The sequence below is a fragment of the Sphaerimonospora cavernae genome, assembly GCF_042435035.1.
Lineage (GTDB): Bacteria > Actinomycetota > Actinomycetes > Streptosporangiales > Streptosporangiaceae > Sphaerimonospora > Sphaerimonospora cavernae.
Window position 1 is genome coordinate 193323 of record NZ_JBHMQT010000033.1, and the last position, 22861, is coordinate 216183.

The 22861-nt window shown below is 70.6% G+C and carries 19 protein-coding genes; 16 read left to right on the forward strand and 3 right to left on the reverse strand.

Annotation, left to right across the window (positions count from 1 at the left end):
* Positions 1-22 precede the first annotated feature (22 nt).
* From ACFHYQ_RS15925 to ACFHYQ_RS15995, 15 genes are all read left to right on the forward strand, one after another.
* On the forward strand, positions 23-1972 hold the full coding sequence (locus ACFHYQ_RS15925) for an alpha/beta fold hydrolase (RefSeq protein ID WP_394301924.1): 1950 nt from the start codon (positions 23-25) through the stop codon (positions 1970-1972).
* Positions 1969-2544, forward strand: coding sequence for a hypothetical protein (locus ACFHYQ_RS15930; protein WP_394301925.1), 576 nt, complete (start codon positions 1969-1971; stop codon positions 2542-2544). Before ACFHYQ_RS15925 ends, ACFHYQ_RS15930 begins: the two co-directional genes overlap by 4 nt.
* On the forward strand, positions 2537-3301 hold the full coding sequence (locus ACFHYQ_RS15935; RefSeq protein ID WP_394301926.1) for a class I SAM-dependent DNA methyltransferase: 765 nt from the start codon (positions 2537-2539) through the stop codon (positions 3299-3301). The genes ACFHYQ_RS15930 and ACFHYQ_RS15935 overlap by 8 nt, the downstream gene beginning before the upstream one ends.
* Positions 3301-5205: an ABC transporter ATP-binding protein gene (locus ACFHYQ_RS15940; protein ID WP_394301927.1), complete on the forward strand. Its 1905-nt coding sequence runs from the start codon at positions 3301-3303 to the stop codon at positions 5203-5205. Before ACFHYQ_RS15935 ends, ACFHYQ_RS15940 begins: the two co-directional genes overlap by 1 nt.
* Positions 5202-6737 (forward strand): phytoene desaturase family protein, encoded by a 1536-nt coding sequence (locus ACFHYQ_RS15945; RefSeq protein WP_394301928.1) that lies wholly within the window; start codon positions 5202-5204, stop codon positions 6735-6737. The genes ACFHYQ_RS15940 and ACFHYQ_RS15945 overlap by 4 nt, the downstream gene beginning before the upstream one ends.
* A gap of 109 nt (positions 6738-6846) precedes the next feature.
* A complete protein-coding gene (locus ACFHYQ_RS15950; RefSeq protein WP_394301929.1) occupies positions 6847-7287 on the forward strand; it encodes a helix-turn-helix domain-containing protein in 441 nt (146 codons plus the stop codon).
* Complete coding sequence (locus tag ACFHYQ_RS15955) at positions 7280-7780, forward strand: hypothetical protein (protein WP_394301930.1); 501 nt, start codon at positions 7280-7282, stop codon at positions 7778-7780. The genes ACFHYQ_RS15950 and ACFHYQ_RS15955 overlap by 8 nt, the downstream gene beginning before the upstream one ends.
* A 3-nt stretch (positions 7781-7783) precedes the next feature.
* Positions 7784-8950: an MAB_1171c family putative transporter gene (locus tag ACFHYQ_RS15960; protein ID WP_394301931.1), complete on the forward strand. Its 1167-nt coding sequence runs from the start codon at positions 7784-7786 to the stop codon at positions 8948-8950.
* 114 nt (positions 8951-9064) lie between these two features.
* Positions 9065-10141, forward strand: coding sequence for a hypothetical protein (locus ACFHYQ_RS15965; RefSeq protein ID WP_394301932.1), 1077 nt, complete (start codon positions 9065-9067; stop codon positions 10139-10141).
* Positions 10142-10379: 238 nt separating this feature from the next.
* On the forward strand, positions 10380-11120 hold the full coding sequence (locus tag ACFHYQ_RS15970) for a sensor histidine kinase (protein WP_394301933.1): 741 nt from the start codon (positions 10380-10382) through the stop codon (positions 11118-11120).
* 467 nt (positions 11121-11587) lie between these two features.
* Positions 11588-14308 (forward strand): class III lanthionine synthetase LanKC, encoded by a 2721-nt coding sequence (lanKC, locus tag ACFHYQ_RS15975; RefSeq protein WP_394301934.1) that lies wholly within the window; start codon positions 11588-11590, stop codon positions 14306-14308.
* The gene (locus tag ACFHYQ_RS15980; protein WP_394301935.1) at positions 14308-14445 is read left to right on the forward strand and encodes a SapB/AmfS family lanthipeptide; all 138 of its coding nucleotides are present in this window, start codon (positions 14308-14310) and stop codon (positions 14443-14445) included. The genes lanKC and ACFHYQ_RS15980 overlap by 1 nt, the downstream gene beginning before the upstream one ends.
* A gap of 85 nt (positions 14446-14530) precedes the next feature.
* On the forward strand, positions 14531-14662 hold the full coding sequence (locus ACFHYQ_RS15985; RefSeq protein ID WP_394301936.1) for a SapB/AmfS family lanthipeptide: 132 nt from the start codon (positions 14531-14533) through the stop codon (positions 14660-14662).
* An 82-nt stretch (positions 14663-14744) separates the two neighbouring features.
* A complete protein-coding gene (locus tag ACFHYQ_RS15990) occupies positions 14745-16598 on the forward strand; it encodes an ATP-binding cassette domain-containing protein (protein WP_394301937.1) in 1854 nt (617 codons plus the stop codon).
* Positions 16599-16630: 32 nt separating this feature from the next.
* Entirely contained in the window at positions 16631-18451 is a 1821-nt protein-coding gene (locus ACFHYQ_RS15995) for an ATP-binding cassette domain-containing protein (RefSeq protein WP_394301938.1), read from the forward strand.
* Here ACFHYQ_RS15995 and ACFHYQ_RS16000 read toward each other — a convergent pair.
* The 3 genes from ACFHYQ_RS16000 to ACFHYQ_RS16010 all read right to left on the reverse strand — a co-directional run bounded on the left by ACFHYQ_RS16000 (position 18359) and on the right by ACFHYQ_RS16010 (position 21234).
* Entirely contained in the window at positions 18359-19009 is a 651-nt protein-coding gene (locus ACFHYQ_RS16000; RefSeq protein ID WP_394301939.1) for a response regulator transcription factor, read from the reverse strand. The two genes, ACFHYQ_RS15995 and ACFHYQ_RS16000, sit on opposite strands and share 93 nt — an antisense overlap.
* A 212-nt stretch (positions 19010-19221) precedes the next feature.
* Positions 19222-20118, reverse strand: coding sequence for a hypothetical protein (locus ACFHYQ_RS16005; protein ID WP_394301940.1), 897 nt, complete (start codon positions 20116-20118; stop codon positions 19222-19224).
* A 174-nt stretch (positions 20119-20292) separates the two neighbouring features.
* Complete coding sequence (locus ACFHYQ_RS16010; protein ID WP_394301941.1) at positions 20293-21234, reverse strand: hypothetical protein; 942 nt, start codon at positions 21232-21234, stop codon at positions 20293-20295.
* 154 nt (positions 21235-21388) lie between these two features.
* On the opposite strand from ACFHYQ_RS16010, the gene ACFHYQ_RS16015 reads away from it, so the two are divergent.
* A complete protein-coding gene (locus tag ACFHYQ_RS16015; protein ID WP_204015704.1) occupies positions 21389-22855 on the forward strand; it encodes a peptide MFS transporter in 1467 nt (488 codons plus the stop codon).
* Positions 22856-22861 lie beyond the last annotated feature (6 nt).

Below are 22861 nucleotides of genomic sequence, written 5' to 3' on the forward strand. Positions count from 1 at the left end.
CAAGTCAGGAAACGCAACTCCCATGAAGAGACCGGACAAGCGCCGCCGCCCCGGGCTGCTGCCCGCACTGTCCAGCCGCGGCGCCCAGTCCAGCCGCGGCATCCGAGCCTCCATCGGATCGCTGTCCACACTGTCCAGATCGAAGGCACTGACCTGGACCGAGCGGTTGAACTCGGTGACCCACCTTCTCGCCAGCCTGGAGTACCTCACCCGCCGTAAGGACCGGGAATGGGGCGGCGCCAACAACTGGGACGTCAACCGCCGCATGTTCCACGAACAGGCCCCCCGCTTCGCCCGAGCCATGGATCTGGTCGCCCATCCACGGGTCAGCACCGCCCTGCACCTCAGCCGTGCCGCCGCCGCTGCCGCGCTCTGGCTTCCGCTGTCCCCGCGGCAACGCGTCGCCGCCAATACGGTGCTCGCCGGCAGCCAGGCGGCCCTGCACGCCCAGCACCTCTACGGAAGCGACGGGGCCGACCAGATCTCCTTCCTGGTGCAGGCACTGACGACCGTCGCCCGGGCAAGCCACCGCCGGCCCGCCATCGCCGACGCCGCCCTGTGGTTCGTCTCACTGCAGTCGGTGCTGTCGTACACGGTCTCCGGGTGGGCCAAACTCCCCAGCGACACCTGGCGCAGCGGGCGCGCCCTGCCCAACATCATCCGCACCCACACCTACGGCGACCCGGACGCCTGGGAGTTGATGCGGCGCTACCCCCGGCTGACCCGGCTCGCCGCGCACGGCGTCCTCGCCTTCGAGTGCGCGTTCCCCCTCGTCTTCGCCGGCCGGGGCAGGCTCGCGCCGTACATGCTCGGCGCCGCCGGGGCGTTCCACCTCGTCAACGCACGAATGATGGGACTCGGCCGGTTCTTCTGGGCATTCGCCGCGACCTATCCGGCGGTGCTCTACACGACCGGGCCACGAGTACGCACCGCGCTGGACGGCACGGTCAGCCGTCGCCACGACGCCCTGCCGGGCACCGTGGCCGCCGCCGGGCTCGCCCTGCTCGCCGCCGGTCAGGCGGCGCGTGCCCACCGGCGGCGGATCGTCACCCGTGGACGGGGCGACGAGCGTACGGTGACCACCAGCGCGGGCAACACCCTGGCCTACCGCGTTCTCGGCGAGGACGTTCTCAGCGAGGGCGCGAGCGGCCCGGTGGTCATCCTGGAAAGCGGCATGGCCGCCACCACCGAACACTGGGAACGGATCGCCACCCAACTGGCGCGACGTTTCACCACCGTCACCTATCAGCGGGCCGGTTACGGCGGCAGCCGATACCAGGCCGGCGGCGAATACCATTTCGACGCCATAGTGGACGACCTGACCGAGGTGGCCCGGCATGTCGCCGGTGACCGGCCCATCGTGCTGGTCGGCCACTCCCTCGGCGGCTACCTCGCCCTGCTGGCCGCCGAACGACTCGGCGCGCAGGTGCGGGGCGTCGCACTCATCGACTCCAGCCACCCGGCCGAACTGCAGCGCTCCATCCGGCAGGCCGAAGGTGGCCGCGCGCTGACCAACTCGCTGGCACTCATGCCCGCATCGCTGGATCTCGGGCTCGGCTCGCTGCTGGAATGCCCCGCATGGGTGAATCGGCTCCCGCCTGAGGCGCGAACCACCGCCCTGGCCCAGTACCGCGACGCCAAACTGTGGGCCGCCGCCCGGCGGGAATGGAAAGTCGTCAAGGAGAAATTCGAGCGGTTCGACGGCGTCCTGCCCCGGATCACCGCACCCCTCGTGGTCATCACGGCGGGCCAGACCGCGGTCACCGACACCGTGCAGGTGGATCTGCACGACGAGTTCGCCGCCGCCGCCCCGCAGGCGCGGCAGCACCTCATCCAGGGCGCCGACCACGACGAGATCCTCACCGACGCCGGACGTGCCGCCGAGGTGAGCACGATCCTCACCGCGTTCCTCGACGACCTGCGAGACGCCTCCCTCGGCGACGACAGCCGGAATGGAGGCGAGCGGCGATGAAACTCCCGCCGTCACGTCAGGCCGACCGTGGCCAGGTCACCGCACTGGTGATCGGCGGTCTGGCCGCCTGGTTCGGTGTGACCGTCCTCAGCCAGCACCCCCAGCAGATCTTCGACCGGTTCCGGCGCTACGACTACACCGGCCTCCTCATCGGCAACTGGCGCTTCTTCGCCCCCGAGCCGGCGCAGCACGACTTCCACGTTCTGCACCGGGTGCTCCTGGCGGACGACGTCCAGACCCCCTGGGTCGAGACCACCCACATCCCCAGGCGCGTCTGGCGGCAGATGGTCTGGTTTCCGGAACGGCGGCAGGACAAGGCGGTCTTCGACATCTGCGCCGAACTGATCATCTCCCTGGGTCAGCCCGGACTCGACATCACCAGGGTCTCCGCCTACCAGGTGCTCTGCGACCACGTCGAGCTCGTCGTACGGGAGGAACACCGGGCGAAGCCGACACCCAAGGGCTTCCAGTTCGTGATCGCCCGCAGCGCCGGCTACGACGAGTCGGACAATCCCGACTACCTGCTGATCTCCCAATTCATTCCACTGCAGGAAGACCGCCACCATGAGTGAGATCCCCGACATCGGCTACGGCGCCCAGTTCGCCGACTTCTACGACCGCCTCTTCCCCGGCGGCCCGGCCGTGGCCACGACCGCGGCCTTCCTCGCCGATCTGCACCCCGGTGGGGACCTGCCGACACTGGAACTAGGGGTGGGCACCGGGCGGATCGCGCTCCCCCTGGCCGACCTGATCGGCCCGATCGTGGGCGTCGACTCCTCGCCTGAGATGCTGGACGTCCTGCGCGGCGCCCTCGCCGAACGGCCCCGCCCGGTCACTCCCGTACACGGCGACATCCGCGACTACGCCGACGACGGCCGCTACGGGCTCATCTACTGCGTCTGCGGCACCCTGTCCATGTTGCTGGACCCCGCCGAGCAACAGCAGGTGCTCGATGTCGCGGCAGCCCACCTCGCCCCCGGCGGCTGCGTGGTCGTCGAAACCCACAACCCGAGCTTCGCTCAGGCACTCAACCAGGGCAGGGTACGTGACTCGTATTTCGTCCCGTACCCGGCGCCGGACACCGGGCTCCTCTCCTACTCCACCATCGACATCGACAACCGCATCTGGCATCTCGCGCACATCTGGATCGATAACGGTCGTTCCCGGATCGCCTCGGAATTGAGCCGCCTGACCACACCCGAAGACGTCGACGGGTATGCCCAGCGGGCCGGGCTGAAGCCGGCGGGCCGCTACAGCGACTGGCTCGGCACCGAATTCAGCGGCCAGGAGCCGATGTACGTCTCCGTCTACCGCAAGGGTTCCGCGTGATGGCGCAGACGACCGAAGCGCAGCCTGCCGGGACACGGCCCGGTGGGGCACAGCCGGACGGGACACGACCGGACGGGACAGCGGAGACAGCCGCATCCGCCGAGCAGGCCCCAGCGGCGAAAGACCGGGCATCCCACTGGACGACGATGCTGGCCGGCTATGTCCGGCCGCACCGGAAAACCTTCGTCACGGCCGCCGTCCTGCTCCTCGCCTCCAGCGTGCTGGGCCTGCTGCAGCCGCTCGCCGTACGGGCCCTCATCGACGGGCTGACCACCGGGACCGAGGCCGGCCGAGCCCTGGCCGTGCTGACGGCGCTCGTCGCGGTGGCCGCCGTCCTGCTCGGAGTCGGCAACTATCTCACGCTGCGGACCGCCGAAGCGGTCGTCCTCGACGGCCGTCGCGGGCTGATTCGCCACCTGCTCCGCCTCTCTGTGCCGAGCCTGCACAGCCAGGAGCCCGGCGACCTGCTCGCCCGGGTCACCACCGACACCATGCTGCTGCGCCAGATCGCCAGCCAGGCGTTGATCGACCTGATGACCGGCGGCCTGATGCTTCTCGGGGCGGTGGCCCTGATGGCGGTGGTCGACGTCGTACTGCTCGGCGTCACCGTCGTCGTCGTACTGCTGCTCGTGGTCGTCATGGCAGTGATCATGCCGCGGATCCGCACCGCGGCCCTGCGCGCACAGCAGGCGGTCGGGCAGATGGGCGCCGCACTGGAGCGGATCCTTGGAGCCTTCACCACGGTCAAGGCCTCCGGCATGGAATCCGCCGAACTGGCCCGTGTCGACGTCTCGGCCCGTACCGCCTTCAAACAGGGCGTTTCCCTGGCCCGCTGGGGATCGGTGGCGGGCACCACCGCCGGGCTGGCGATCCAGGTCGCCTTCCTGGTCGTCCTCGGGTTCGGCGGCGCCCGGGTGGCCAGCGGTGCCATGACGGTGTCGGGGTTGGTGGCCTTCCTGCTCTACGTGGCCTACCTGACCCACCCTGTGATCCAACTGATCGGCGCGACCACCTATCTGCAGACGGGCCGGGCGGCGCTGAGCCGGATCGCCGAGGTGAACGCGCTGCCGGCCGAACCTCTCGACCTGCCGATCCCCTCTCAGGCCACCCCGGCCGAGCCGACGCCGCCGGCGGAACCTCGTACGGAGCCGGGCGGCACCGTCCCGACCACACCGGCCTCCGTGATCTTCGACCGGGTCGTCTTCACCTATCCCGGCCGGGCCGAACCGGCCCTGCGTGACTTCACCCTGACCGTACCCGCCGGTGGGCTGACCGCACTCGTCGGGCCGTCCGGCTCGGGCAAGACCACCGTGCTCAAACTGCTGGAACGGTTCTACGACCCGCAGCAGGGCCAGGTGGTCTTCGATGAGCGAAGCCTGCCCGGCTGGCCCCTCAACAGCCTTCGGGCGAACATCGGCTACGTCGAGCAGGATGCCACCGTGCTGGCCGGAACCCTCCGCGAGAACATCGCGTACGCGGCACCGGACGCCGACGAAGCCGACATCCGGGCTGTGCTGCGCACGACCCGGCTCGACCCGCTCCTACAACGCCTCGGCGGAGACCTCGACGCGGAGATCCAGCACCGGGGCGTGTCGCTGTCGGGCGGCGAACGACAGCGCGTCGCCATCGCCCGGGCCCTGCTGCGCCGGCCCCGCCTGCTCCTGCTCGATGAGGCGACCTCGCAGCTCGACGCGGCCAACGAAGCCGCACTGCGCGACGTGATCCGGGAAATCTCCGGCGACACCACCGTCATCATGGTCGCCCACCGGCTGTCCACCGTGCTCAACGCGGTGCAGATCGTGGTGATGGAGGACGGTACGGCACAGTCGTCCGGAACGCACGCCGAACTGCTGCGGAAATCCCCGCTCTACGCCGAACTCGCGGCGGAGCAGGCGCTGGCATGAGCCGGGAACCCGTGATCCGGGAATCGGGGCCCGCCGGCTCCGGTCGGGGCGGCATCGACGCCGTGGTGGTCGGCTCCGGCCCCAACGGCCTGGCCGGGGCGCTCGTCCTCGCCGCGGCCGGCCTCGAAGTGCGGGTCTACGAGGCCGCCGACACCATCGGCGGCGGCACCCGTACCGAACAGCTGACCCTGCCCGGTTTCTGGCATGACGTCTGCTCCGCGGTCCATCCGATGGCGCTGGCGTCCCCGTTCTTCCGAGCGTTCGACCTGTCCCGGCACAGCGTGCGGCTCCTGCAGCCGGAGATCCCGTACGCCCATCCGCTCGACGGCGGTCGCGCCGGGCTGGCCTGGCGCGACCTGGACCGTACGGCGCAGGGCCTGGGGGTCGACGGCCCGGCGTGGCGCTCGCTGCTCGGCCCCCTGGTAGAGCGGTGGCGGCCCCTCGTCGACACGGCCATGTCCGACTTCCGCAGTCTCCCCCGTCATCCCGGCACGGCGCTGCGGATGGCGCTGCGGGTGCTGGAACAGGGCTCGGCTCTGTGGGGGGTGCGGTTCCGAGGCGACGTGGCGCCCGCTCTGCTCACGGGTGTCGGCGCGCACGCCATCGCCCCACCCCGGGCCATGGCCCCCGCCGGAGTGGGTCTCGTGCTGGCCACCCTCGCCCACACGGTCGGCTGGCCGGTGCCGCAGGGCGGCAGCCACACCATCACCCGGGCGATGGCGGCGGAACTGACCCGCCTCGGCGGGCAGATCATCACGGGCGAGCGGATCGACACCCTGGCGCAGTTGCCTCCGGCCCGTGCGGTGCTGCTGGACGTGGCGCCGGCCGGGTTGCTGCGCATCGCCGGTGATCTGCTGCCGGACCCGTACCGCCGCCAGTTGCGCGCGTTCCGGCCCGGTGGCGCCGCCTGCAAGGTCGACTTCGCGCTCGCCGGCCCGGTGCCGTGGGCGGCCGCTGACTGCGCCCGGGCCGGCACACTGCATCTGGTCGGTTCGCGGGATGAGGCACTGGCCGCGGAACAGGTGGTCGCCGCCGGTCGGCATGCCCGGCGGCCGTACGTTCTGGCGGTGCAACCCGGCGTCGTGGACGCCGGTCGTGCGCCCGCCGATCGCCACGTACTGTGGACATACGCGCATGTGCCGAACGGGTCCCCCCGGGATGTCAGCGAACAGGTCATCGCCCAGGTGGAACGGTTCGCACCCGGATTTCGTGACCTGATCCTCGCCAAGCACGTCGTCACCGCCGCGCAGGCGCAGCGGCACAACCCCAACTATGTCGGCGGGGACATCTCCGGCGGCGCCACCACCCTGTGGCAGCTGATGATGCGTCCGGCTCCCCGCTGGGACCCGTACCGCACGCCGTTGCCCGGGGTCTACCTCTGCTCCTCCTCCACTCCGCCGGGTCAGGCGGTGCACGGGATGTCGGGGGTGCACGCGGCCGGTCGAGCTCTGCGCCACCGGTTCGGCGTTCACACCGATCCGCTTGATCTCGTCGCGTCCGCCGTGTCGGGGCACGGAGCGAACGCGGCCTGACACGGCGGCCGGGCAAGGGCCGGCGGCCGCGGCACTACAATGACCGGAACCGGCGGCCCGCCAACCGGCACGGCGGCATTCGTGCGTCACGGAAGGGAAGAGTGACCGAATGGTCGAGCCACCCGTCCGATCGTCCCTCGCCGAAAAGATCGACCGGCTTTTCGAGGTTGTCCTGCGCCCAGACCGGGAGCAGTACCGCAACGAGGAAGTGGCCGGCGCCTGCCGGGAGGCGACCGGGGAAACCTTCTCCGCCACCTATCTGTGGCAGTTGCGCAATGGCCGCCGGACCAATCCGACAAAGCGTCACCTGGAAGCGCTCGCCCAGTTCTTTCAGGTTCCACCGGCCTACTTCTTCGACGACGAGCAGAGTGAGCGGATCGCTGAAGAGCTGGAACTCCTCGGGGCACTACGCGACAACGCGGTACGCCAGATCGCGCTGCGCGCGGTCACGCTGTCACCCGAAGGGCTCGACACGATCAGCGACGTGATCGAGGCGATCAGGCGGCGGGAAGAACTCCGCAAGGGGACGACGGAGCACGCCGGTGATTGACCGAGCCGTCTGGCGCAAGTGCCAGTTGATCGTCGATCAGTTATCGATCCCGGCACCCTTCGATCCCGACCGGTTCATCTCCGCGCTCGCCGAGCAGCGTGGCCGGGTCGTCGAACTGGTGCCGATGCCGGACGCCGCCATGCAATGCGGTGTGCTCGTCGCCACCGACGAGATCGACTACATTTTCTATGCTACCAGCACCACCCGATTACACCGGGAGCACATCCTGCTACACGAGGCTGGACATCTGCTCTGCGGACACATCGGCGACGCCAAGCTCGACTTCCTGCCCAAACTCCTTTTTCCCCACCTCAGCGGCGACCTGGTCCGGCGGGTGCTCGGCCGGACCGATTACTCCGCGGCGGAGGAGCAGGAGGCCGAACTGGTCGCCTCGATGATCGCGCAACGGGCCCGTCGGCGGCAGGCCGGATCGGTCGCCCCCGAGATCGCGGACGGCCTGGCCCGCGTGGGCTCGATCTTCGATACGCGGTGAAAGATGCCTCACTGGCCGAACTACAGCGCCTGCGCACTCGCCGCCGTCGTCGCGGGTTACAAACTGTTCCGCGTACGCCGTGACCAGCGGGCGCTGGGCCTGCACTATCTGTCGGCCTTCTTCCTCTGCATGGGGCTGGCCATGGCGATCATGGCTCACCCGACGCTGAACCTGGTCAGCCGCTTCGAACCGGTGCCCAACACGGCCCGGTTCGTCGGCAATGCCCTGGAGATGGCGGCGGCCTACTTTCTCGGCGCTCTCGGTTACAGCGTCGCCACCCCGGAGCGCACGAAACGGTGGTTGCGCCGGTACGGAATCATCCTCGCCGCGGCGGTGACCCTGATGGCCGCACTTCTGATCGCCGCCGGCACCACCTACACGCTCAACTTCGTCAACGTCTACTCCACCAACCCACTGGTGGTGGGTTACCTGGTGGTGTTTTTCCTCTATGTCACGGTTTGTGCGATGGCGTTCATGCGTACCATCGGCCGTTATGTGCCGCACGCTGAAACCACCACCCTTCGGGTCGGATTGCGGTTCGTCGTCGCTGGAGCCGGTATCGGAATCATCTGGGCCGCCTGGTCCGGAGTCCGGCCGGTGATCACGCTGCTCACCGGGCAGTCACTGGCCACGATGGTTCCGGTCGGTTCGATCATCGGCTCCATGTGCGTACCGCTCTGGCTCATCGGGGCGACTCTCACCGCCTGGGGCACATGGCTGGCCGCACCGCTGCGCTGGGTGCGGACCTTCATCCGGCATCGACAGATAGGTCCTCTGTGGACGGCTCTGCGGACAGCCCAACCGCAGGTCGCGTTGATCACAACCGCGAACGTGCTGCGCAACGCCGAGTTCGCCCTCTATCGACGGATCATCGAGATCCGGGACGCGCAGCTCACGCTCCGGCCATATGCGCACCCGGCCGTGCCACAGTGGGTGGGACCGGCGGTGGATCCGGCCACCCTGGAGGCCGCCGTGATCGCGGCGTCCCTGATCGGCTACGCCACCGGGCACAGCTACGACGCCGAGCACCCCTTCCACGACGTGGATCCTTCGCTCACCTCGGAGAGCGCCTGGCTGGTTCGGGTGAACCGGGAGTTCACCAAGTCGGCGGTCGTCGCGCGGGTGCGGGAACGCGCCGCCGCCGAAGCGACCCTCCCCATCACAAACTGAGGCGTTCACGTCAGCTTGTGGCGCCCGCGCGTTGGAGGCGGAGGCCGTACGGCTCGCCGAGCACGCCCGCTACGCGACGGAACGGCTGCGCGCCCGGCACGCGGGAGGAACGGCATGAGCCTTCTGGAGGATCGCTACCGCCGGGTGCTGCGACTGCTGCCGGCGAGCTACCGCGCCGAGCGCGAGGAGGAGATGGTCTCGGCGTTCCTGGACGGCGCGGGACCGGCCGCGGACGACGACGACGACGCCCGGCCGCGCTGGCCGGAGATCGCCAGCATCGCCGCGCTCGCGGTACGGGTCCGTCTGGGTGGCGCGGGCGCGGCGCCGAGGAGCATCGCCTGGGGCCGGGCCGTACGACTGACCGCCCTGCTCGGCCTGGCCTTCCAGGCAACGATGAGCTGCGTCTACCTGGCGCAGGCCCTGGGCGCCTATGGCGTGTTCCCCATGCCGTACGCGCACGGCGAGATGCCGTTCGGGGAGCCCGGGTCGGCGGAGCGGGCGTGGTACCTGTTCAAGGACCTCGCGCCCGCCCTGTGGATCGTCGGCTATGTCGCCCTGGTCCGCGGCCGTCCACGCGTCGCGAAGGTCGCCGCGGTGCTCGGCCTCATCGCACATTGCGCCGACTTCGCCGTGGTATGGGCGGGTGCGCACTACCCGCCGTTTCTCACCCAGTGGGTGATCCAGTCCCTCATGCTCGTCGTCCCCGCGCTCGCCCTGCTGGTCGGATTCCATCGCGACGCCCCTGCGCGCCGCCGCCCCGGACGGGTGGCCGCGCTCCCCCTGATCGCCGGGGCGGCGCTCTTCCTGATCTTCATGGTGCTGTCAGCCTGGAACCCTGCGGCGGGCCGCTCAGGGCCCGGCATGTGGGCGTGGGTATGGCCATGGCTGCTGCCCTCCGGTCTGTCCTGCCTGGCGCTGCTGGTGGCGAGTGCCGGATATTTCGTGGCGCACCTGTCCGCGCCCCGGCGGCGCTCCCCCGCCGTGGCGCTGGCGCTGGCGATCCTGACCGTGCCCGTGGCGCTGACCCGGCTCTCCTACCTCAACCCGGGCTCGGGCGACCAGATCACCGAGACGATGAACGCTGTGACCGTCGCGCAAGTCATCGCGCTCCTGCTGTGCGGTCTCATGCTCGCCGTGATCGGCGCCAGGTCACTGCCCGCCGGGGACACGGCCTCTCGATCGGTCTCGTGACGGCGAGTGGGAGACCGTGCGTCCCCGGATTTTCCCGGCATATTTCCGGGCATCCGAATTACCGGTGATTTCCATGAATTCACGGATTCTCCTGGGAAGACGCGGTGGACCGGAATCCGGCGTTCGCCAAGCCATCCTATTTCAGGATTAGTATGACAAGATCGAGCAGGTAAACCGAAAGGCAAGGCCGATCTTCCGGCGCGGCCGACTGGAGGATCACCACTTGCCCAGCGCAGACATGTCCAGTCCGATTGCGCTCATCACGCTCGTCCTCATCGGTGTGCCGCTCTTCGTGTTGCCGATGGTGCTGGTGCGGCGATTACGGCGGCTGAGCGCACTGCAGGCCGAGGCCGTACGGCAGGCCGCCGCCGAGGCCAGGCAACGGCTCGCCAGGGATGTCCACGACCTGCTCAGCAGCCGCCTGTGGCTGGCCTCCCTGAAGAGCGAACTGGCCTATCGCCGCGCCGACGAGGACTCCCCCACACGGGCGGCGCTGGCCGAGGTGATCGAGTCGATCCGGCAGGCGGCGACCGACATCCGCAACGTGACCCGGTCGTACCAGGAGATCTCGCTGTGGTCGGAGCTCACCAACGCCAGGGCGGTGCTCACCGCGTACGGCACGGGCTGCGAGGTCGAGGCGTCCGAGGTCGAGCTGGCGCCGGAGCTGAACGCGATGCTCGCGGTCACCGTGCGCGAGGCCGTGACGAACGTGCTGCGGCACAGCCGTGCGAGCCTCTGTGTGATCAAGATGACGCTGGTCGAGATGCGCGGGGCCGGCGAGGTGAAGGGGACGAACTCCCGGGTCTGCCTGAGCGTCGCGAACGACGGCGCCGGCCCCCTCACGGCGCCGGGCGCCGGCAGCGGCATCCACAACCTTCGCAGCCGGGCCGCCGAGCTGGGCGGCACCGTCACCACGGTCATCGATCCGGACGGCTGGTTCCAGCTGATCGCCGAGATCCCGACCCCGTCCCCCCGCTAACCCCACCTTGTTACCCATCGGTAACACCATATTGGCACCCCCACCTTGTCGTGATCTTGCAGTTTCTCGCAGAGTGGGCCCCTGAGCTGCCCGGATCCATTTGGTGATCTTGCAGAAACTCGCAAGCAGGCCATCCGACCTGCGCCTATTCACTCCGTGATCTTACAGTCGGCACCGGAGTGCAAGATCACCAAAGAGATTTCGCCTGGTCACACAGCAGGCATGCGAGAAACTGCAAGATCACGAATATCAAAGCGCCTGCTCAGCGCCATGGTCTGCAAGTATTTGCAAGATCACGGCGGAGAGGGGGGCGTCGGGGGGGTTCGGGGAGGTCACTCATATGGAACCCGTGACGCTAATCATGGTTAGTCCTGTGATGTTCTCACACGTGGATGTTGACTGAAGTAACTTGGCCGGTCCAGATATTTCCGGAATTCTTTGTTGCGACCGGCCTGAGGGGACATCTGATGATTAGTAAGTATGAGATTTATTGCCTCGCAGATCCCGCGTTTTATGACACTCTTGACCGCAAGCGCACAGAGCATCCCGATTTCGCGATAACTGGGCGACCCGTACCCGAAGGGTGGGCGCACCAGGCGACGGACACCTGGATGCACTACGCGCCGACCGGAGTCACCCTGCCGACACAGGGCTGGAAGATCCACATTTCCTCCTGCCGGGAGCAGGCGGAGCGGGTGCTCGACACCGCGTGGGACTACTGCACGGCGGGCGGGCTGCCCTTCAAGTTTCTCCGCGGCCGGCGGGTCATGACGATGCAGAACTCCAAGTACGCCTTCCGCGGCTCGAGCGGCAAGCTGGTCACCATCTATCCGGAGGACGAGGCCCGTCTCGAACTCGTCCTGAAGGAGCTGGCCGAGGTCCTCGACGGCGTCGAGGGTCCGTACATCCTGAGCGACCTGCGGTACGGCGAGGGCCCGCTGTTCGTCCGGTACGGCGGATTCGCCGAACGCCACTGCGTGTCGGACTCCGGGGAGCGGGTGCTCGCGATCGAGGACCCAGACGGCCGGCTCGTACCCGACGTGCGGGGACCCGCCTTCGCCCTGCCGTCCTGGGTCACGCTGCCCGCCTTCCTCGAACCACACCTGGCCGCCCGGAACTCGGTCACGCTGGAGGGCGTGCCGTACCAGGTGGACGGCGTGCTGCACTTCTCCAACGGCGGCGGCGTGTACGCGGGACACGACACCCGGACGGGTGAGCGTGTGGTGCTGAAGGAGGCGCGGCCGCACGCCGGTCTCGACGCGGCCGGACGCGACGCGGTCACCCGCCTGCGGCACGAGACCGACATCATGGAGCGGCTCGCCGGTCTGGACGCCGTGCCGGCCCTCCGCGACCATTTCGTCCTGGGCGGCCATCACTTCCTGGTGCAGGAGCACATCGACGGGATCACGCTCAGCCAGCTCATCGCCCAGCGGCATCCGCTGACGCGAGCCGACCGGACGCCACAGATGATCAAGGACTACGCGGACTGGGCCACCGGGATGCTCGACCGGGTCCGGCGGGCGGTGTCGGCCCTGCACGGGCGCGGCGTGGTCTTCGGCGACCTGCATCCCTTCAACATCCTGGTCGACGGCGACCGCGTGGTGCTCATCGACTTCGAGGTGTCCTCGCTCGCCGCCGAGCGCAGGCGGCCGACGCTGGCGAACCCGGGTTTCGTCCCGCCGCCCGACCGGGCCGGCGTGGCGGCCGACGAGTATGCGCTGGCGTGCCTGCAGCTCGCCGTGTTCGCGCCGATGGCGACGATGCTGCTGCAGCTGCACCGGCCGAAGGCCATGGAGATCGGGCGGCTCGTCGCCGAGACCTTCCCGGTGCCGCCGGAGACGGTCGACGCCGCCGTACGGACCATCCTCGGGCCCGAGCCCCAGCGCTCTGAGCCCTCCCAGTCCCCCAAGCCCTCCCAGTCCCCCAAGAAGGCCGGGGACGGTACGGCGGGAGACTGGCCGGCCGTACGGGACGCCATCGCGAGGGCGATCATCGCGAGCGCGACCCCCGAGCGCGACGACCGTCTGTTCCCCGGCGACATCGTGCAGTTCGAGCCGGGCGGCGGGCTCGGCCTCGCCAACGGGGCGGCGGGCGTGCTCCACGCGCTGGCGGCGACCGGGGCCGGGCGGTTCCCCGAGCACGAGGAGTGGCTGGTCCGGCGGGCCAAGGCGCCCGCCGACCGGCGGGAGGCGGGCTTCTACAACGGGCTGCACGGCGTGGCCTACGCCCTGCTGGCGCTCGGCCGCCGCCAGGACGCGCTCGACGTGGCCGAGCTGGCCTCCCGGCACACCGCGCCCCCGGCAAGCACCGCGTTCCCGGAGAGCGTTGGCCTCGACCTGAGTCTCTACCGGGGCCTGGCCGGAATGGCGCTGAACCTCCTCCACCTGCACGACGTCACCGGCGAGCCGTACTTCCGGCAGCAGGCCGACCGGCTCGTGGCCGCGGTGGCCGACCGGCTCGGCGGGCCGGACGACGTCCCCGAGATCAGCGGCGGCCGGCACCCGCACGCCGGGCTCATGTACGGCTCGGCCGGCCCGGCGCTGATGTTCCTGCACGCCTACGAGCGCACGGGCGACCCCGCGCTCCTCGACCTGGCGGCCACCGCGCTGCGACAGGACCTGCGCCGCTGCGTCACCCGGGACGACGGCCAACTCCAGGTGGAGCAGGGGTGGCGGACCAATCCGTACCTCGACGAGGGATCGGCGGGCATCGGGCTCGTCCTGGCCCGCTATCTGGCCCATCGGGACGACGAGGCGTTCGCCGAAGCCCTGGCGGCCATCAGTCCGGTGGCCACGCTCCCGTACTACATCCAGCCGGGGCTGTTCGCCGGCCGGGCCGGGATGATCGCCTGCCTGGCCGCCTGGCGGGGCCGCGACAGAGCGGGACAACCCGGAGAGCTCGCCGGGCACATCACCGCGCAGATCGCCCGCCTGGCCTGGCATGAGCTTCCGTACCGGGACGGCCTGGCCTTCCCGGGGGCGCAGCTGCTGCGCCTTTCCATGGACTTCGCCACCGGGAGCGCCGGCGTGCTCTTCGCACTCGGCGCCGCGCTGCACGACGAGCCGGTGCGCCTCCCGTTCTTCGAGCCCCCCGTTTCTCAAGCTTCCCAGCGGTGCCAGGCGCGGGTTTCCCCGCGCACCACCGCCGGGTCCACGGTCCCGACCAGCATGGGAAGGAGGTGTACGTGATGGCGCTCCTCGACCTGCAGACCCTCGAGGCCCCCGGCGGCCACGGCGGCGGCCACGGCGGCGGCGGCAGCAGCAACCTCAGTCTGCTCGGCTGCACCCCGCACGAGAACAGCAGCCTCAGCATCCTCTGCGGCTGACGGCGACGTGAGCCCGACAGATCACAGCCATGAGGTCACGGCCTCATCCGCGGCTGAAACCACTCATACGAAGGAGATGATCGACATGGCGCTTCTCGACCTGCAGACCCTGGAGACCCCCGGCGGCCACGGCGGCGGCCACGGCGGCGGCAGCAACCTGAGCCTGCTCGCCTGCACCCCGCACGAGAACAGCAGCCTCAGCCTGCTCTGCGGCTGACGGTGACTGCGAGACCTGGGCGGCCCGGCCGCCCAGGTTTCTCGCTTGACGGACTTTTTCGTGCGACCCACGGGGAGACTGGATGACGTCGCGGGCGGCGGACCGGCTGATCATCGACGCCGTACGGCACGGCGGCGGCCGGCCGGCGGTGCTCGCGGCGGCGGCGCTGCTCGGCGCGGTCGCCGACCTGCTGCTCCCCCTGGCACTCGGCCACGCGGTGGACGCCCTCATAGGAGGCACTGGGGGCACGGCCGATGACACGGCCCGGCAGGCCTGGACGTGGGCGGTGGCCCCCACGCTCGTCGTCGTCGTCGCGCTCGTCGTCCTCGCGATCTCCTGTGACGCGATCGTCGTGCTCATGTCCGGCGTGACCGGGGCACGCGCCGCGCGCCGGCTGCGCCGCCGCGTCGTCGCCCACGTGCCGGCCGCCGGCCCGGCCCTGACCGGACGGCACACGCCGGGCGACGTGGTCACCCGGGCCGGCGTCAACGTGGAGGAGGCCGCCCGCGCCCCGGAGGCGGCCGTCACCGCCACCGTGCTCGTCATCCCCTCCGCGGGCAGCGTCGTGGCGCTGACGCTGATCGATCCCTGGCTCGCGGTCGCCCTCGTCGCCGGGCTCGTCGTGATCACGGCAGTGCTCCGGGCGTTCATGCGGCGGACCGCCGCCGCCTCCAGCGGTTACCAGCAGGCCCAGGGGGAGATCGCGGCCCGGCTGGTCACCGCCCTCGCCGGCGCCCGTACCATCGCCGCGGCCGGGACGGGCGAACGGGAGGCCCGGCGCGTGCTCGCCCCGCTTCCCCGCCTGCGTGCCCACGGCCTGGCACTGTGGCGGCTGCACGCGCGGGCCGGGGTCCAGGCCGCCGTGGTGATCCCCCTCCTCGAGACGACCGTGCTCGCGGTCGGCGGGCTGCGGCTCGCCGGTGGAGACCTCACCGTGGGCGAGCTGCTCGCCGCGGCGCGCTACGTCGCGCTCGGCGCGGGCCTGGGCTCCGCGATCGGCCAGGTGGGGCGGATCGCCCGGGCGCGCTCGGCGGCCGGACGCGTCGAACGGCTGCTCACCGAGCCTGCCATGCCGTACGGCTCCCGCCCGCTGCCCGGCGGTCCCGGCAGGCTGGAGCTGCGCGGGGTCACGATGCGGGTGGACGGCACGCCGCTGCTGAGCGACATCGACCTGGTGATCCCCGGGGGATCGTGCGTGGCGGTCGTGGGGCGCTCGGGATCGGGCAAGTCGTCGCTGGCCGCCGTCGCGGGGAGACTGGTGGATCCAGATGACGGCGTGGTCCTGCTGGACGGGGTCCCGCTGCCGGAGGTCGCGCACGCGACGCTCCGCCGGGCTGTCGGTTACGCGTTCGAGCGGCCGGTCCTGTTCGGCGAGCCGCCGGATGAGCGGGACCAGTTGAACGACGCGGCGAACGGCTCCGCGCACGGAATGACCGGCAGCTCGATGGGCGACTCGATGGGCGGCACGATCGGCGCGGCGATCGGTTTCGGACTGGGCGGGCCGGACGGCGCCGGGCCGGACCACACAGCGGCCGGCCGCGACCGGGTGCGCGCCGCGTCGGCCGCCGCCTGCGTCGACGCGTTCGTCCGCCGCCTGCCGCTCGGGTACGCGACGCCGGTGGCGCAGGCCCCGATGTCGGGCGGCGAGCTTCAGCGGATCGGCCTGGCCCGGGCCTTCGCGCAGGCCGGGCGGCTGCTCATCCTCGACGACGCCCTGTCGAGCCTCGACACGGTGACCGAACGCCAGGTCACCCTGGCTCTCACGGCCGGGAGGCTGGCCGGCCGCACCCGGCTCATCGTGGCCCACCGCGCCGCTACGGCGGCCCTCGCCGACCAGGTGATCTGGCTGGACGAGGGCCGGATCAGGGCCGGCGGGCGGCACGAGACGCTGTGGGACGACCCGGACTACCGCGCCGTCTTCCAGGCGGCGCCATGAAGAGCCGCGTGAGAGACGCCGCGAAGAGCCGCGTGAGGTACGTCGCGAAGGACCTGCTGCGCCGAGCACTGCTGCGCGAGCCGTACGGAATCGTCCGCCTGGCGGGGTGGTCACTGGCCGAGGCGGTGCCCTCGTTCCTGGGCGGGCACGCGGTCGCGCGGGCCGTGGACGACGGTTTCGCGGCCGGCCGCCCGGGCACCGGCCTCGCCTGGCTCGCGGTGCTGGCCGTCGCGTGGCTGGTGGCGGCGGTGGCCGCGCGGCGGATCCTGCTGGAGATCGCCGCCATCGTCGAGCCGTTCCGGGACGAGCTGCTGACCCGGGTCGTGACCGCCGCCCTCACCACTGACCGCGCGGGGCCCGGCACCGAGGTGGTGGCCCGGATGAACCACCAGGTCGAGTTGGCCAGGGACGCCTTCGGCGCGATCATCACCGTGATCCGGTCATTCGCGTTCACGCTGGTGAGCGTGGCTCTGGGGATGGCCACGCTGGCCCCGGAGGTGCTCCCGCTCGTGCTGCCCCCGGTGCTCGCGGGGCTGGGGCTCTTCCTGGCTTCGCTGCCCGCCATGGCCCGGCGGCAGCGGGAGTTCTTCCTGGCCGACGAGCGGACCACGGCGGCCGTCGCGGCGATGGCGGGCGGGCTGCGCGACATCACGGCCTGCGGTGGGGAGGCACGGGTGGCCGAGGCCGTCGGCGGGAGGGTCGACCGGCAGGCGCGAGCCGCGGAGGCGCTGGCGCGGATCACCGCGGCCAGGACGCTGTCGCTCGCCGTCGGCGGGTGGCTGCCGATCCTCCTCCTGCTCGCGGGCGCGCCCTGGCTGCTGGAGCGCGGCGTCACCGGTGGGATCATCCTCGGGACGGTCACCTACCTGACGCAGTCGCTGACGCCGGCGCTGTCCGGCCTGGTACAGGGCCTCGGCGTCAGCGGCGTGCGGCTGGCCGTGACGCTGGAGCGGATCCTCGGCGGCGGCGGAACGCCGGTCACCGTGGGAGATCGCGAGCCGGACGGCGTGCGTGTGGAACTGCGCGGCGCCGAGTTCTCGTACGGCCCGGCCGCGGAGCCCGTCATCGACGGGCTCGACCTGACGGTGCCGGAAGGCGAGCATCTGGCCGTGGTCGGCCCGAGCGGCATCGGCAAGTCGACGCTGGCCGCCCTGATCGCCGGCCTGCTGCGACCTCGGCACGGCGACGTCGTGATCGGCGGGGTCCCGGCCGGGGACGTGGTGCCCGCCGCGCGGGCGCTGATCCCGCAGGAGGCCTACGTTTTCCACGGCAGTCTCGCCGAGAACCTGACCTATCTCGTGCCCGGCCTCGTCTCCGCTGCCTACTCCGCTGCCTCCTCCGGTGCCGGCGACTCAGCGGATGCGGTGACGGAGGCGGTCGCGCTGTTCGGGCTGGAGGACCTGGCGCGGCGGTGCGGCGGGATGCACGCGGACCTCGACCCGGCGGCGCTGTCGGCGGGCGAGCGCCAGCTCGTCGCGCTGGCCAGGACCTACCTGTCCCCGGCACGCCTGATCGTTCTGGACGAGGCGACCTGCCACCTGGATCCCGCCGCCGAGGCCCGGGCGGAGGCGGCGTTCGCGGCGCGCGGCGGCACGCTGATCGTGATCGCTCACCGGATCTCCTCGGCGCTGCGGGCGCACCGCGTGCTCGTCATGGACGGGACCCGGGTGATGTCCGGCACGCACGACGAGATGACGGCCGCCTCGACGCTCTACGCCGACCTGGTCGGCCACTGGACGGGCCATTCAACGGCGGGCCGTTCAGCGGCGGGCGCGGTACCGGACGATGCCGACGTCCCTCGTGGGCCACAGCCAGCCGCATTCCGCGGCGATCTGGATCGCCTCGACGCGTGAGCGGGCCCCGATCTTGCCGATGATGCGGGACAGATAGTTGCGGACCGTTCCGCGGGACAGGCAGAGCCGCTCGGCGATCTCATCGACGGTCGCGCCCACCGCGGCGGTCTCCAGGACGGCCAGCTCCCGGCTGGTGAGCGGGTTGGCGTCGGCGTCGAGCGCGGCGACGGCGAGCTCGGGGTCGATGACCCGCTCCCCCGCCGCCACCCGGCGGATGCAGTCGACCAGGTGACCGGGCTGGGCGTCCTTCACCACGAAGCCGCGCACGCCCGCGTCCAGGGCCTTACGCAGGGCGACCGGCGTGCCCAGGCCGGTCAGGACGATCGTCTGACAGCTCGGCAGGCGCCGGCGGAGTTCGGCGGCCGCGGTCAGCCCGTCCTTCCCCGGCATCCCGATGTCGAGGATCGCGACGTCGGGCCGCCGCAGACAGGCCAGCCGTACGATGTCCTCGCCCGTGTCGGTCTCGGCCACCACCTCGAGGTCGTCCTCACAGTCCAGCAGGGTGATCAGGGCCTTGCGGATCAGGTGCATGTCCTCGGCGAGCAGCAACCGGATCAACTCTTCTGTCCCCCAAGCACTTGGTGTCGCCCACGCGGAAACCCGGCCCCGACTACCCATATTTCCGGCGGTAAGTCGTGTCCCGTAGATCTTCTTGGCCTACCGCGGTCGCCCAGACGGCGCCTCCCCGATCGCCTCTGGCATGCCGAACGCCCGGCTCCACGGGGTAACCGGGCGTTCGGAGCGGATGCCTGAGGGATCCGCGACAGCTACTACCAGCGGACGACCCGGACGGAGTCGGACGCCTCGGAGCCCTTGAGCTGCCCGTTGCCGTCGAACTTCACCGCCCAGGTGCCGGACTGGGAGGCCCGGACCCTGGTGGAGAAGCCGCCGTCGCGGTTGGTCTTGAGCGTGTCGACGTGCTTCCAGCTGTGCGAACCGCTGGGCCGGAAGTAGACGCCGATGTTCTGGTAGCCCAGCCCATTCCAGTCGTGCCAGTAGGCGCGGTCGTTATGGCACCTGCTGCCGCCGTAGACGCCGGTGGGGCGGTTCCAGTCCCGGTAGTACCAGTCGCTGTAGCACTGGGCGACCTGGAGCTTGCCCTGGAGGGTGAGCTTGTGGCCGCGGCGCACCGGATCAGGCTTGGCGGTGAAGCCGACAATCTTGGTCGCCTTCGGGCCCTTCGGCGGCTGCGGCCGCCACCGGTCCTGCTTCACATTGAAGGCGCGGTCGGCGGACACCCGCTTGCCGTCCACGCCGACGGCTTCGACGTGGACCTTCCACAGGCCGCTCTTGTCGCGAGAGGTGAGCGTCCAGGACTTCGAGGCGACGTCGTATCGCGCCCTGTCGTGCTTCCCACCGCCCTTCTTGCCGAACCAGTCGCGTCCGTGGTCTCCTCCGTGCCGGCCCGAGGGCCCGCGCAGCTCGATGGAGACGCTCTGTACGTCCTTGGTCCGCACCGTGGCGGTGACCTTGACCGAGCCGTGCCGCCCGACGACGACCGTGCTGGGGCTGACGTCGACGGACAGGATCCTCGGATCCGGCACGTAGGACTTGTCCCCGGAGTCCGGGTGATGACTCGACGGAGTGGGCGTTGGGTGGGCCGCGTACGCGGGAGACGTCGCGAGCGTCGCCGTGCCCAGAGCGGCCGCCACCAGCGCGGTAGCCACGCGCTTTACCATTTCGGCACTTCCTTCCCCGTTAGGAACGCACCCCCGAGTGGGTCGCGTCTATGTAAGAGACGCGCAAAGGAAGGGAAAAGTTGCCGGGTCAATCCGGCACAGGTAGTAACGAATCCATAACGCGATATCCCCCAGCAACCATATGAGTGGTTTCATGGGGAGTTATGCGCTTTTGCTGGGACTGACATTTTGGGCATAGCGTCGGTTTCCGGCATATTTCGCGCGCCATTCTCCGTCACCCGCGTCGCGCACCCGGCCGCTGAACCAGCCGTCCCTCCTGGTGACGGCGCCGCCCAGGTCCTGCCAGTCGTCCGATCCGGCGGGGCGGAAGCAGAACACCACTCGCTGCTTGGCGTACGGCCGGTAGTCGACCCGGCCCCGCGGGTCCACCCGCAGCAGGGTGCCGGTGATCCGCACGTCGTCTCCGTCGCGGGCCACCTTCACTCCTTCCAGCTCGGTGGCGCGCCTGAGGGAGAAGGTGGTCTGGGCGGTGACGGTGTCGCCGTCTCCGTTCCCGGCGGTGGCGGTGACCGTCCACGGGCCGCTGGGATACCACCGCGACAGTTCCTTCTGCGGCAGGAAGCGCCAGACCTCCCACCCATCCCCGTGCCCCGTCGCGGCGTCGTCCACGTCGTCCACGTCGGATGACTCCGGCGCGGGGTCCTGTCCGCCGGGCACCAGCCGGGTGGCCGGCGGAAGGGCGGAGACCAGCGCCGGGGCCGCCGGCTCCTGCGCCGAATCGGGAGCCGGATCGGGGGCCGGGCCATCCTCGTCTCCTGCGGGTTCCGGCTCCTCCGGCTCCTTGGGTTCCTTGGGTTCCTTGGGTTCCTTGGGTTCCTTGGGTTCCTTGGGTTCCTTGGGCTCCTTGGGCTCTCCCGGCTTCTTGGGAGTGGGATTGAGCACGACGTCGACCTTGTCGGCGCCCCGCGCCACCACGTCGATCACGAGCTTGACGGAATCGTTCGGCCCGACCACGGGGTCGGACGGCCGTACCGTGATGGACCGGATGGCCAGATCCGCGTCGGCGGAGGCGGCGGCGGCGCCGGCCGAGCCCGGCAGGGTCGCCGCGGCGAGGGCCAACGTCGCCAGCGTATGTCTCATCATGTCCCAGGACGGTACGCAATCCCCGGCAATCACCCCGGACCCGACACACTCCCCACCAGGCAAAACCTCAACCCGGCCAGTCGTACGCTGGGCAAGGACCTGCCCCCGATCGAGCGGGTAGGAACAGGGCACCGCGCAATCGGGGGGAGAGCGCATGACGGCCCAGCAGCGCGTTCGGGAGAAAACGTTCTTCGGCCATCCTCGGGGCCTGGCGACGCTGTTCGGCACCGAGATGTGGGAGCGTTTCAGCTACTACGGCATGCGGGCGATCCTGGTGCTCTTCCTCTCGGCGCCCGAGGTGCGCGGCGGCATGGGGCTCCCGGAGACGACCGCGGTCAGCATCTACAGCATCTACATCGCCTCGGTCTACCTCCTGGCACTGGTCGGCGGCTGGGTGTCCGACCGGCTCCTCGGCCCGCGCCGGGCCGTCCTGTGGGCCGCGGTCACCATCATGTGCGGGCACATGAGCCTGGCCGTTCCCATCGGAGGCGGATTCGTCTGGCTCGGCCTGCTGCTCATCGCACTCGGCAGCGGCCTGCTGAAACCGAACATCGCGACCCTGGTCGGCGAGCTCTACCGGGACGGGGCCGACGCCCGGCGCGACTCGGGCTACACCCTGTTCTACATGGGCATCAACATCGGGGCCTTCGTCGGCATTCTGATCGTGCCCTGGCTGCAGCGGGGCGACCGCTGGCACCTGGCCTTCGGGGCGGCGGCCGTCGGCATGGCCGTCGGTCTGGCGCAGTACGTGCTGGGCCGCCGCCATCTCGGCGGTGTCGGCGAGGAGCCCGACCACCGGCTCACCCCGGAGGAGAAGCGGCACTTCAGGACGCTGTTCGGCCTCGGGCTGGCCAGCGTGGCGATGGGCCTGGCGCTGTGGGTGTGGCTGGGCGGATTCACGGTCGCGCGGTTCGCGCTCGTCCTGGCGATCGTGACGGCCGCCGTGCCGGTGGCGTACTTCGCCTTCCTGTTCACCGGCACCCACGAGATCACGCCGGAGGAGCGGGTCCGGCTGCGCGCCTACGTGTGGCTCTTCCTCGCCGCCGCGATCTTCTGGTTGATCTACGACCAGGCGGGCAGCGCGCTGCTGCTGTTCGCCAAGAACCACACCGATCTGAACATCCTCGGCGTCGACATCCCCCCGGGCTGGGTGTCGAACATCAACTCGATCGCGATCGTGGTCCTCGCCCCGATCTTCGCCGACGTCTTCCTGAAGGCCGGCGACCGGATCAGCGAGCCGTTCAAGTTCGCGGTGGCGCTGGTCCTGGTCGGGCTGAGCTTCGTCGTGATGTCCGTCGCGTCGAGCCTGGCCACCGGGGGTGTCCGGGTGTCGGTCATGTGGCTGCTGTCGGTGTACCTCATCCAGACCATCGGCGAGCTGTTCCTCAGCCCGGTCGGGCTGTCCATCACCCAGAAGCTCGCCCCCCGGGCCTTCGAGAACCAGATGATGGGCGTGTGGTTCCTCGCCGTCGCGCTCGGCGACGCGGTCGGCGGCCAGGTCTACCGGATGACGTCCGTGGTGCCGATGCCGGTCTACTACCTCACCCTTGCCCTCGCCGCGATCGCCGCCGGTCTGGTCCTCGGCGCGTTCTCCCGGCGGCTCCGGACGCTCATGCGCTGAGCCGTA